This is a genomic window from Clostridium sp. CTA-19 (assembly GCF_054767855.1).
This window is the reverse complement of the sequence record NZ_BAAABH010000035.1, coordinates 1-12,976: the sequence shown is the minus strand read 5'-3', so window position 1 is coordinate 12,976 and position 12,976 is coordinate 1. Positions and strand designations below refer to the sequence as shown.

Here is a 12,976-nt window from a genome sequence, read left to right as displayed (position 1 = left end):
TTTTATATGTTTTTTACTACCATTATTTTACCTTTCTTAACTTACATATTGGTGACATGGTTAAAGTATATGAAATAAATGAAAAGTCAAAGATTGGTATCATATTTCACTTTTCATTTATTTTATTATGCATAATTAATTTGTATAAAATTTTATTATAAATTGTGCTCCTCCTGTTTCTTTATTCATAGCAATAATTTCACCATTTTGTTTTTTAATTATTGAATTTGAAAGGGCAAGTCCAATTCCCACACTGTCCTTAGATGAATTTGATCCTTTATAAAATCTAGTAAACAGGTGTGGAATATCTTTATTATTAAAACCTTCGCCGTTATCTTCAATTATTATTTGTGTACATATAGGGTTTTGTTTATAATCTATAGAAATTTCTCCTCCATTTGGTGTGTGTTCAGAGCAATTTTTAACTATATTTAGAATAGCCTCATTAGTCCAATAAAAATCACCAGAAAAAAACACATCACTATTATCTTTTATAAGAAGCTGTTGGTTCTTTTTTTCTATCATTAAATGTAGAGGTTCAACAGCCACACCTATTAGCTCATAAACATTAATAGGTTTATATTCCAATATCATTGCATCTGCATCAATTTTTGAAAGTATTAATAATGACGATACTAAATAATTTAAACGCTGTATCTGTGCTGAAATGCTTTCAATATATAAGGCCTCTTCTCCTTCAATAGAGCTGATTTCTAATAATTCAACCATTAATGACATGGACGTAAGAGGGGTTTTGAGCTGATGGGATATATCCGCAAGATTATTACATAGTTTTTCTTTTTCTTTCTTTTCTTTTTCCCTACTTTCTCTAAGCATCATAACTGTTTTATATAATTCATCTTCTAAAATTGAAAAGTCATCTTCTTTTTTATCAGTCTGTATTCTATAAACCCCTTGATTTATGTCATAAAGATATTCTGTTAAAGCTTTTATACGTTTACACTTTATAAAATTTGACACTACCAGTGAGCCTCCAAAATAAAAAAATAGTAAAGAAATTAATAATAAAACACTAATAAATACTTTACTAAATATTTGATGATTATTAAAAATAACTTTAGAATCTTCAAAATAACCATATTGCTCTAATATTTCTTTGCCTTTGTTAATCTCTGTTTCATTTTTCTTTTTTAGTGACGATACTAGAGCTTGTTCAATATCAGGATTACCATTAACACCAACTGCTATAAGTTGTGCAGTTCTTTCATAAAAAATCTTCTCTGATTGTTTGTAAGTAAAACCATAAAATATAACACAAAAAAATGTTATATATACGAAACTAGTAAACAACCATATTTTCATACTATTTTTATTCATATAAAATTTAATCCTCCACCCTATAGCCTATTCCTCTAACTGTTTTAATAAAAGATTCATCTTCCAACTTGCATCTAAGACGTTTTATTGCTACTGATAGTGTATTATTATTTACAAATTCTCCATGAACATCCCATAGGTTTTCTAATAAGACTGTCCTTGTCAATGTTCGATTTTTATTCTCTATCAATTGTAGTAATAAATTATACTCACCAACAGTCAATTCTATTTCATTATTATTTTTATAAACTCTTGTTTGTGACTTTATTACTTTAATATTTTTACACAATAAAACATCTTCTTTCACGTTCTGTTTAAGTGTTCTACGTAAAACAGCAGTAATACGAGATTGTAAGACACTTAATTTAAAAGGTTTTATAATATAGTCATCTCCACCCATATCTAATCCTTTTATTATTGTACTTTCTTCATCTCTAACAGTAAGAAAAATAATAGGTATATCTTTAATTTTTTTTACATAATGACAAAAATCAAATCCTGATCCATCTGGAAGGTTTAAATCTAGTAATATTAAATCTATATCTGTTTTTAAAAGCTCTTTTCCTGATTCTAAATTTTTTCCATGAACAACTTTGTAATTGTTTTTCAATAAAAACGATTTAATTCCAAAAGCTATTGTATCATCATCTTCAACTATCAAAATATTAACCATTTTTTTCTCCTTTATCTCCTTTTTCTTAATTTAACTATTTTTTATTATACATTAAATCTTATATTGCTAACTTATTTCTCTTTACTTATTAATTGAATCATTTTAATGAATTAAACAATAACTATTATAACAAAGTTTTAATATTATCCGTATAGAAGGTATATTTTAATTTTTCAATATTACTTCCCAAACATATTAAAATAATAAAAAAACCTAGTAATCACTAAGATTACTAGGTTTATGGTGCGGCGGAGAAGATTCGAACTCCCGACCAACTGGTTCGTAGCCAGCTACTCTATCCAACTGAGCTACCACCGCATATTTAAAAACAAATATATTTTATCAATAATACACTGATATGTCAATATATTATACTAAAATATAGTAATTTCATTTTTACTTTTTATAAAAAAATAAAGAACTTAATATTATAAGTCCTTTACTATGGCGGAGAAAGAGGGATTTGAACCCTCGCGCCGGTTGCCCGACCTACGCCCTTAGCAGGGGCGCCTCTTCGGCCACTTGAGTATTTCTCCTTATAAAAAAAATTGGCGGAGAGAGTGGGATTCGAACCCACGGTGCGCTCATCACGCACGCCGGTTTTCAAGACCGGTGCCTTAAACCAACTCGACCATCTCTCCACATTAATTATTAACTTCTAGCTAGTTTGAATTATCAAACTCTTCTTATCAAAAAAATTTTGGCGGAGAGAGTGGGATTCGAACCCACGGTACGCTCATCACGTACGCCGGTTTTCAAGACCGGTGCCTTAAACCAACTCGACCATCTCTCCATTTTAATTTTATTTGATTGTGACTAATGCAATATGGCGGAGAAAGAGGGATTTGAACCCTCGCGCCGGTTACCCGACCTACGCCCTTAGCAGGGGCGCCTCTTCGGCCACTTGAGTATTTCTCCTTAAAGTTTGGCGGAGAGAGTGGGATTCGAACCCACGGTACGCTCATCACGTACGCCGGTTTTCAAGACCGGTGCCTTAAACCAACTCGACCATCTCTCCGTGTCACACATATTATTATATTTATTTTAACCTTAACTGTCAAGGTCTTTTTATAAAATTTGATAGTTTTATTTAAATTTTTACTGTTTATCTACATATTATATATAGGCAATAAAATTAATTACTTAAGGAGATAAATCTCTTAATGTAAAATTAAAGAGATTTACCTCTAGTTAAGTATTTTATTGTCACAAGTTTAGATGAAATCTCTTCCACCCATGTATGGTCTTAGCACTTCTGGTATTGTAATTGTTCCATCTTCATTTTGATAATTTTCAAGAATTGCAGCTACAGTTCTTCCTATAGCAACACCTGATCCATTTAATGTGTGAATGAAGTTTGGTTTTCCATTTTCATCTCTATATTTAATGTTTGCACGTCTAGCTTGGAAATCTTCAAAGTTACTGCAGCTTGATATTTCTACATATCTATTATAGCTTGGCATCCAAACTTCTAAATCATATTTAAATGCAGCAGTAAATCCTAAGTCTCCTTTACATATTCTAACTATTCTGTATGCTAAACCTAATGCTTGTAATACACTTTCTGCGTCTTTAACTAATTTTTCTAATTCTGCATAAGATTCTTCTGGTTTAACAAATTTAACAAGTTCTACTTTGTTAAATTGGTGTTGTCTTACAAGACCTCTAGTATCTCTTCCTGCTGATCCAGCTTCTGCTCTAAAACATGCACTATATGCTGCGTGTTTTATTGGTAATTTTGTGCCATCTAAAATCTCATCTCTATATAGGTTTGTTACAGGAACTTCTGCTGTTGGAATTAAGTAGTAGTCAGTGTCTGCTACTCTAAATGCATCCTCTTCAAATTTTGGTAATTGTCCTGTTCCTATCATACTATTTCTATTTACCATGTATGGTGGTAATATTTCTGTATATCCATTTTCATCTACATGTTTATCTAGGAAGAAGCTTATTATTGCTCTTTCAAGTCTTGCTCCTAACCCTCTGTAAACTGTAAATCTTGAACCTGTAATTTTTCCGCCTGCTTCAAAATCTAATATATTTCTATCAGTTCCTATTGTCCAGTGTTCTTTTGGTTCAAAATCAAATTTTCTAGGTTCTCCAAATTTTTTAACCTCTACATTATCCTCATCAGTATCTCCATTTGGTACATCTGGATGTGGTATATTTGGTATTCTTAACATTATATATTTTATTTTTTCATCTATTTCATTAAGTTCTACATCAAAACCTTTTATCTTATCTGCTAATTCTTTCATTTCAGCCATTATTTCATCAACTGGTAGGCCTTCTTTTTTTAATTTTGGTATTTTTGCAGAATCTGTATTTCTTTTATTTTTTAACTCTTCAACCTCAACAAGTATGTCTCTTCTTCTTTGATCTAAAGCTACAACTTCATCTATAACTGAAACATCAAAGTTTTCCCCTCTATCATTTAATGCTGTTTTTATTGCTTCTGGATTATTACGAATTTTTTTTAAATCTAACATGATATTTCCTCCTAATGTTTTATTTTTTTGTATAAAAAAAAGAGCAACCCATCCCTAAACAGGGACGGATAAACTCCGCGTTGCCACCCTAATTGAATAACCATATGGTCATTCCTCTTAATTTAAATAACGACTATGCCGTACTGCTCATCACAGTCCCTCAGAGGCGGATTCATAAAATTTAATATACTAGTTTACACCAACCACTAGCTCTCTTTGATACTAAAAATTTATTACTATTCTCATCAACGGTTTGTTTTCTTATTAATTTAAAATCATTTTAATAATTGTTTTGTCATTTGTCAAGCTTTTCTAAATATTTTTTATATTTTTTTAGCTTTTATGGCTTATTTTTATAAAAAAGTGTATAAAAAAAAGAGTCAGCCATCCCTAAACAGGGACGGATAAACTCCGCGTTGCCACCCTAATTGAATAACCATATGGTTATTCCTCTTAATTCAAATAACGGCTATGCCGTACTGCTCATCACAGTCCCTCAGAGGCGGATTCATAAAATTTAATATACTAGTTTACACCAACCACTAGTTCTCTTTGATACTAAAAATTTATTACTATTCTCATCAACGGTTTGTTTTTTATTAACTTTAAAATCATTTTAATCTGTATTTTGAATTTTGTCAAGCTATTCTAAATATTTTTTTTTATATTTTTTGTAGCCACTATGTCAACCCCTGTATTTAGTATGTTTTTACATACTATATCCCCCATATTTATAGGCGGTCCTACATGTATTCTACATAAAGCTTTAGAACATTCAATCCAAAAATCTTTTTTTATTGGTTTAGTACTTTTTACCGGAACTAAACAATAAATATCCGAACCTTTTACTCTTACTACCGTAGTAAATATATCTTTATTTTCCATGTTACTTCACCTTTACATTGTATCAAATTCTTTAATTCTATTTAAGACAATTTTAGAACTTTTTGTATTCTTATCTATATCTAACATTGATTTATTAGTTTCCCTTGCCAAAATATCTGTTATTATTTGATTGCAATAAGCCCCTCTACAATTTCCAAGTCCAGCACTTGTTCTTCTTCGCACCCCTTCAAGGGTTCTTGCGCCTAAAGGTCTTCTTATAGCATCAACTATTTCGCCTTCTGTTATACCCTCACATAAGCAAACTAATTTTCCATAATTCTCATCAAGTTTTATTATGTTATTTCTCTCTACATTACTTAAATCTTTAAATTTATAGTACTCTCTTCGTCTATCAATGAAATCCTTTTTTAATATACAGTTGAAATTATTTACAACTATTTTGCAAACTATTTCTGCTATAGCTGGTGTCATTGTGACCTTTCCAAAATGCTTCACTACCACATTTAAGTAACCATCTTCAGATATGCTATCATCAATTACAACTGGCTCATCATACAAAGTCCAATCTAATACCATTTTAACTTTATGGCTATCAAAAGACCCTAAAATAGATGATAATTTATCTATAACTTTATTATAACTTATATTTTTTTTAGTACTTACTGCCCCTATTATATTGCCATCCATTGTAGGTCTTATATATCTTCTTTCTTTACTATCTACATCAAATATTATATTAGAGTATGAGTTTCTATAATTTTTATTAACCATAATGTATTTTAAATTATTTTTTACAGCATCCTCTATAAAATTACTATTTAAATCTTCACCAAGATGTTTCTCTGCAGTGGTATTTATAACAATTTTACAAGTGAATTTATTTCTACTCGTTTCAACTCTAAAACCTTTAGATATTTTTTCTATGCTTAAAACTTCTTCCTCTAATCTAAATTTAACTCCATTATCAAAAGCAATTTCACCATATGCTAATACTAAATCATAAGAACAAACTACACCTGTGTTAGGTAAATATACCGCTTCTTTAACATTTCTATCTAAATTAGGTTCAAATTGAAATATTTCATCACCTTTTAAAAATCTTACATCACTTATGTTTTTAAGCTTTGCTCTTTCAAACATGTTTTTAATATATGTTGATTGCTCTTCATCTTTTGCAACATACAAAGACCCCATTCTTTTAAAAGGGACATTAAATTTTTCAGTATATTCATCAAACATTAAGTTTCCTTTTCTTATTAGTGATGAGCTAACACTATCACTACATTCCAAACCATCATATACTGTTGCACTATTAATAAGAGCAGCATCTGCTCCTATGTCATAATCTTTTTCTATTACTGCTATATTTAAATTATATTTAGAAAGTTCATAGGCTACAGCGCATCCTATCATTCCGCCACCTAGAACTAATACATCATAATCCATATATCCTCCATATTACAAACTTTTAAATGCCCCAGTCTTAATATGATTGGAGCATTTAAAATATTTTTTATCTATTTCAATAATTGATCTAATTTTTCACCTAAATCATTTATATAATCACCGTATTTGCCCCATTCCCCTTGCTTTTGTGATTCTATAGCTTTATTATATATATCTTTAATTTCATTTAATTCGTTTTTATTTAAATTAGGGTTATTATCCTTACCTGTATTTTTATCTTCATAGTTAAATAATTGAACTAATGCCTCATCTACACTTGGTGCCAACACAATCTTATCAGAGTATCCAACTATAACATTACGCATTTCTGGAATACTTTTTTCTCCTGCTGCTCTTAGATATAATGGTTCTACATATAATAAAGAATCTTTTATAGGAACTATTATAGTATCTCCAAATTGAACCTCTGAACCTTTTGTATCCCAAAGAGAAAGCTCTTTTGAAATTTCTGGGTCTTGATGTATTTTCTTTTGGAATAACATAGGACTGTATACAGTACCTCCAGTTGGAAACTTGTATAAAAACATTTTACCATAGTTTTCATCATCCATTCTTACTCCAAACATGGATACCATATTATCTCTTCCCTTTGTATTAAAATACTCTAAAACAACCATCTCATCCTTTTCTTCTCCAGGTAACCTCATTATAACATATGACGCATCTCTTTCTTTTTCTTCTTCATCAATTTTTTCTTTATTACTTGAAATAGTCCAAACATCATCACCATTATAAAATATTCCTGCATCTTTTACATGATATTTTCCCAGTACTCTTGATTGTATATTAAATAAGTCTTCTGGATACTTAAAATGTGACTTTAAATTACTAGGCACTTTATCTATAGACTTAAATAATTCAGGGAAAATTTTAGCATAAGTTTGAGCTATTGGATCACTGCTATCAGATATATAAAAATTTGTAGTTCCATCATAGGCATCTACAATTACTTTAACAGAATTTCTGATATAATTAATTCCGTCAATTGGTTGAGAAAATGGAAACTTATTGCTTACTGTATATCCATCTAATATCCAATATAACTTACCATCTTCAACTACAATATATGGATCTTTATCATATTTTATAAATGGAGCTATTTTTTTAGCTCTTTCCATTATATTTCTATTAATCAGTATTTTACTATCTTTCGTTATATCTTGCGAAAGTAAAAATTTAGGATTTTTATATTTTATTGCAAACATAACTCTATTAATTAAATTCATGCTTATTCCAGCATTTCCATCATAATTATTAGTGATGTTTTCTCCACGCATAGGATAGTCTATTTCTCCTAATTTAGTGTTTACAATGCTATAATCATTTGTACTTTCACCAAAATATATTCTAGGATTATCTAATTTTAAATCAGTTTCATTTTCTATAGGAATATTTCCAATAACAAAATCAGGCTGTCCTTCACTTGTAACAGAATTTACCTTGCTCATGGTAACGCCGTAACCATGAGTATATGCTAAATGTCTATTTTGCCATGTATTAGAATTTTCATCTAGTTTATCTAAATCTAATTCTCTAGCAGATATAAAAACTTGACTGTATTTATTATTAATATTATATCTATCAATGTCCATATCTTTAAATCCATAATAATATCTTATATATTGAAATTGGTTATTGAATTCTAAAGCTGGTTTTACTGAATTTATTTTTATATTATCAATTATATCTTTACTGTCCTCTATATCTTTTCCTACTAAATTATTGTTTACATCAAAGTTATTTTCTTCTATATCATCTATATTAAAACCTAGTTTTGTATATTTTATATTTTGCTCTATATAAGGCTTTTCTAATGTTTTTTCATTAGATTGCACTACAAAACCTTGTACTCCTATAGATGCTATATTTTCTCCTATTATTAAAATTGCTATTAAACAAACAGACATAAATATTGGCTTAAATTTTTTTCTTATTACACTTAAAAATACTACTACAGAGCAAACTATTGATGCTATTGATATAGCTCTATAAAATTTCAAGCTTACCTTCGCATCTGTATAGCTAGTACCAAAAACTGTCCCTCTTGGAGAGTAAACTAAATCCCATCCTTTAACCATATAACCTATTGCTAAAAAAATCATTATTAATGCTGTTAAAACAGCTAACTGTTTTCCAGCAAAAGTTGTCATTCCACTTTTTAAATCTTTTATTATATTATTTTTTACTATCTTATTTTTTATTTTATCCTTTGTAACAAAAGATATATACATTATAAACGTAATTATAACTAACATTACAACTAATGTAATTCCCATATTATATAAAGACCTTATAAGTGGTAATTTGAATATAAAGAAAGATATGTCTTTATTAAATATAGGGTCAGAAATATTAAAACTAGTAGAGTCCTTAAACTCTAATATTTTATACCAATATGAAAAAGAAAATATAAAAGAAATTATTAAAGATATAATACCATTTATAAACAAAAATTTGTTTAATTTCTTTTTCTCATCTTTTCTATTTATTTCTATTACCTTTTTAACTTTTCTTATATTAGGTCTTAAACTTAAATAATATAGTGTAATTGCTATAAATATTATCATAAATATAGGAATCATAAGTTTTAATATTGATACTACTTGCTTAAAGTAAATAGGTAAATATCCAATTTCTTTAAACCATTGATAGTCTACTATTATACTTATACCTGACACTATTGCACCTAATATAACAGCTATTAATATAAGACTATATAACCCTATTCTTTTTTTACTTGCCACCTTATCACCTCTTAATTATCTATTAAAATATTCTCATCTTTTAACTCTTTTAAAATATTTTCCATATCTTCAATACTATCTACAGTTATAGTATGTATATGTATTCCATTAGTTAATTTAAATAATGGCTCTACTTCCGACTTATCAAATTTATCGTTAAACTTTTCAACATCATTCAAATTTTTAATCATCAATGTAGCTTTTATCTCTCCATACAATGGATGTTCTACTATTACATCCTCAACTATACCTCCATATTTGACTACAGTTTTTAATTCTTTATATACATCTTCTCTATCATGATTTACTGCTATTACTTTTCTAATTTTAGTGTTTTCATACCTAGTAATTAAGTATCCTTCTGGTGTAGCTATTATATTATTTCCTTCCGCTCTTAATATAGCTATATCTTTTACTATAACCTGTCTTGTTACATTAAATTTTGTTGCCAATTCTTGACCTTTTATCGGTAGTTTACTTTCTAAAAATATAGCTTTTATATCCTCTCTACGTTCTTTTGAACTCATAAGATCCTCCTTTGATTTTAGTAATTTATTTGGCTTTAGTTTCTTTTTAATTTTTGTCATCACTGGCTCTTAAAATATTTATTTCTACACTATCAATATCATAGTTATGATGATTTTTAACTAAATTTAAAAACTCTTTGCTATAATTATTCTCTTTAAGTAGTTTATATCCCTCTTTATCATGATTATAATATATGTCTATAGCTTTAATATTATCTAAATTTTTAAGTTTGCCTTTTGAAAATTTATCTAAAATCACTAAAATAGACTTTTGTATTGGATTTAAATTTTTTTTAATCTTTCCAATATCATGCAATAGCCCTGCTTTTATCAAATCATTTTTTAAAATACTTAAATCTTCATTCTTTATGTTGTTTTTTTGAAAATAAATTTTTATATCTTTAGCTACATCAATGCAATGTTTTTGGTCATAAACCTTTAATTTGAAAAATAACTCTTTTTCTTTATGACTTAAGTAGTTATTAATAAAAATAATATCATCTTCTGTGACTTTTGCAGTTATTGCTTTAAAAAACTGGCCAACTCTATAAAAAAACATAATATTCTCCTTTTTATTTAACACTATATTCAATAATACATCTTAACAATATTTTTTTAAATATTATTATTTTATTTTCAAAAATAAAAGCTATAAATTTAGCTTTTAAATATATTTTTATATTAATTATTTTCTCTAAAAAATATATTTATATTATACTAAATTTATAGCTTTCAACTTAAATTAGTTTATTTCTATAGCTCCCATATTATTTTTAATATCAACATTAAATCTTTTATTTATACTTGTATCTTCTACAATTTTAAAATTATTCTTAATTTTCCCCATATTATTAGAAGTTTTTAAATCTATATTTTTTCCTTCATTTTTAACTTTCAATTTAACTAACCCCATATCATTTTCTAATATTAAATTTCTATTTAAATACTCAAAACATGCATTGATACCACCTGCACTAGACTTAATACTTAAACTTCCATAATCTTCATCCTCTTTATTATTAACATTATATTTAATACTACCCATATCACTAGTTAATTTTCCATTTAAACAGTCTACATTGTTTATCTCTAATTTTCCCATGTTAACAGTAGCATTAATATTATTTACTAAAATATATTCTCTTGAATTTACTTGTATAGATCCAAAATCCGAACTTAAATCTGAACCTTCAAATAGAATATCATCTAATTCTATATTTCCCAAATGATTTGTTATATTTAGCTTATTAATTTTAAATCCTTTCGGAACTTCTAATAATATTTTATATCCACCTTTATTATTTTCCATATTTTCACTATTAACGCTTTCTATATTTAAAGTATTTTCTTTTATATTTATATCACCTTTATATTTATAATCTACAGTAACCTTTAAATTCTTTATATTTTTATTTTCTTTTAGCTGTATATTGGATATATCACTTTTTATGGAAATAGATTTAAATTCATTTAAATCTATTTCCTTATTTAAGTGTTTAGCATTATTATCCTCTTCAACATCACTCATTACAAATTTTGAAATTTTATTTAAATCCAAATTTTTATTGCTTAATTCTTTTAAATCAAATGTTTTTATAGAAACTAGCAATCCTATTGTAAAGGTACAAAAACATACTATAGCCATAATCTTTAAAATTTTATGAAATTTTCTCATACTACTCACCTCTAGCAAATTTTTTATTCCAGTTTATATATTTTTTTGATAAAATTATAAATCCATAGGTTAAAAAATATATTCCTATCAATATTAAAATCATTGCTGATAATATAGTTAATAAACAAAATAGTGGAAATATGGTTAATTTATTTATTATAGTTGTAAATATTAAACCTATAGTTCCAACTGTTACAAATGGTAATGAAATTACCATACTTATAGCTACTCCTATTATTCCTGATACTATAGGAAATAGTATACTAACAAGTATTAAATTTAATATAACAAGTATTATTATATTTAAGGAACTATAAGTTATTTTATTTTTATTCGAAGCTATTAAATGATTTTTATTTATTATTCCTTGTTCACATAAATTTTCTATAATTTGCTCTGGGGTTCCAAGTTCCTTGCAGATAGTATCTTCTGTTTTATCCTCTTCTCGTCCATGTATAAAATATTCTTCATAATCTTTTAAAATATCCTCTAAAGTATATTTATCTAACTCTTTAAGTCCATTTCTTAATTGAGCCAAAAACTCATCTTTACTCATATTATTCCTCCTAAACTCCTTTATAAATTATACCAACCTAATTTTTATCTATTTCCTCAATAAATAAATTAATCTTACTACAAAAATCTAACCATTCCTCTTTTAAACTCTTAGCTCTTATTCTTCCTTCTTCTGTTAATCTGAAATATTTTCTTGCTGGCCCTTCTGAGGATTCTACTAAATATGTGGTTAGATATCCATCTGATGTTAATCTTCTTAATAACGGATATAATGTACCATCTGCTGTTTTTATATATTTATCTAAGCTTTTAACAAGTTCATAACTGTACAAATCTTCTTTACATAATAACATAAGAACGCACATTTCTAATACTCCTTTTTTAAATTGTATACTCATAAAAAACCCCTTGTAAAATATATTATTCACTAGTGATTAATAATCACTACTTAGTTATATTATATACCTTTTTTTAGAAATTGCAATGATATTTTTGGGTAATATTTCAAATTTAATTTTAAACAATAAAAAAAACAGTTCAATTGAACTGTTTTGGTGGAGATAAAGAGATTCGAACTCTTGACCCCCTGCGTGCAAGGCAGGTGCTCTCCCAACTGAGCTATACCCCCAAATATGGTGGACCTTCAGGGACTCGAACCCCGGACCTACCGGTTATGAGCCGGTTGCTCTAACCAACTGAGC

At 27.5% G+C, this 12,976-nt stretch carries 11 protein-coding genes, 7 tRNA genes and 2 other annotated features; all 18 genes read right to left on the bottom strand.

Annotation, left to right across the window (positions count from 1 at the left end):
* Positions 1-135 precede the first annotated feature (135 nt).
* Positions 136-1,338, bottom strand: a complete 1,203-nt coding sequence (locus ACYUE0_RS15085) for a sensor histidine kinase (RefSeq protein WP_460271305.1) — start codon at positions 1,336-1,338, stop codon at positions 136-138.
* Between the two features lie 7 nt (positions 1,339-1,345).
* On the bottom strand, positions 1,346-2,011 hold the full coding sequence (locus tag ACYUE0_RS15080; protein WP_460271303.1) for a response regulator transcription factor: 666 nt from the start codon (positions 2,009-2,011) through the stop codon (positions 1,346-1,348).
* A 241-nt stretch (positions 2,012-2,252) separates the two neighbouring features.
* Positions 2,253-2,329 (bottom strand) — tRNA-Arg (locus ACYUE0_RS15075).
* Between the two features lie 127 nt (positions 2,330-2,456).
* A tRNA-Ser gene (locus ACYUE0_RS15070) sits at positions 2,457-2,547 on the bottom strand.
* A 13-nt stretch (positions 2,548-2,560) separates the two neighbouring features.
* Positions 2,561-2,652 (bottom strand) — tRNA-Ser (locus ACYUE0_RS15065).
* Between the two features lie 60 nt (positions 2,653-2,712).
* Positions 2,713-2,804 (bottom strand) — tRNA-Ser (locus ACYUE0_RS15060).
* A 34-nt stretch (positions 2,805-2,838) separates the two neighbouring features.
* Positions 2,839-2,929: transfer RNA gene (locus tag ACYUE0_RS15055), tRNA-Ser, on the bottom strand.
* Between the two features lie 8 nt (positions 2,930-2,937).
* A tRNA-Ser gene (locus ACYUE0_RS15050) sits at positions 2,938-3,029 on the bottom strand.
* 196 nt (positions 3,030-3,225) lie between these two features.
* Positions 3,226-4,500, bottom strand: coding sequence for a serine--tRNA ligase (serS, locus tag ACYUE0_RS15045; RefSeq protein WP_061996444.1), 1,275 nt, complete (start codon positions 4,498-4,500; stop codon positions 3,226-3,228).
* 57 nt (positions 4,501-4,557) lie between these two features.
* Positions 4,558-4,758 (bottom strand) — a binding site (T-box leader).
* A gap of 135 nt (positions 4,759-4,893) precedes the next feature.
* Positions 4,894-5,094, bottom strand: a binding site (T-box leader).
* 54 nt (positions 5,095-5,148) lie between these two features.
* The gene (locus ACYUE0_RS15040; protein WP_061996445.1) at positions 5,149-5,385 is read right to left on the bottom strand and encodes a DUF1667 domain-containing protein; all 237 of its coding nucleotides are present in this window, start codon (positions 5,383-5,385) and stop codon (positions 5,149-5,151) included.
* 12 nt (positions 5,386-5,397) lie between these two features.
* Entirely contained in the window at positions 5,398-6,792 is a 1,395-nt protein-coding gene (locus tag ACYUE0_RS15035; RefSeq protein ID WP_460271300.1) for an FAD-dependent oxidoreductase, read from the bottom strand.
* 71 nt (positions 6,793-6,863) lie between these two features.
* Positions 6,864-9,557: a UPF0182 family protein gene (locus ACYUE0_RS15030; protein ID WP_061996447.1), complete on the bottom strand. Its 2,694-nt coding sequence runs from the start codon at positions 9,555-9,557 to the stop codon at positions 6,864-6,866.
* A gap of 11 nt (positions 9,558-9,568) precedes the next feature.
* A complete protein-coding gene (locus tag ACYUE0_RS15025) occupies positions 9,569-10,084 on the bottom strand; it encodes a transcription repressor NadR (RefSeq protein ID WP_061996452.1) in 516 nt (171 codons plus the stop codon).
* A gap of 46 nt (positions 10,085-10,130) precedes the next feature.
* Positions 10,131-10,643, bottom strand: a complete 513-nt coding sequence (locus ACYUE0_RS15020; RefSeq protein ID WP_061996448.1) for an HD domain-containing protein — start codon at positions 10,641-10,643, stop codon at positions 10,131-10,133.
* A 183-nt stretch (positions 10,644-10,826) separates the two neighbouring features.
* Positions 10,827-11,759 (bottom strand): DUF4097 family beta strand repeat-containing protein, encoded by a 933-nt coding sequence (locus tag ACYUE0_RS15015; protein WP_460271297.1) that lies wholly within the window; start codon positions 11,757-11,759, stop codon positions 10,827-10,829.
* A gap of 1 nt (position 11,760) precedes the next feature.
* Positions 11,761-12,315: a DUF1700 domain-containing protein gene (locus ACYUE0_RS15010; protein WP_061996450.1), complete on the bottom strand. Its 555-nt coding sequence runs from the start codon at positions 12,313-12,315 to the stop codon at positions 11,761-11,763.
* 37 nt (positions 12,316-12,352) lie between these two features.
* Positions 12,353-12,673 (bottom strand): PadR family transcriptional regulator, encoded by a 321-nt coding sequence (locus tag ACYUE0_RS15005; protein WP_061996451.1) that lies wholly within the window; start codon positions 12,671-12,673, stop codon positions 12,353-12,355.
* A 154-nt stretch (positions 12,674-12,827) separates the two neighbouring features.
* Positions 12,828-12,903 (bottom strand) — tRNA-Ala (locus ACYUE0_RS15000).
* Positions 12,904-12,976 lie beyond the last annotated feature (73 nt).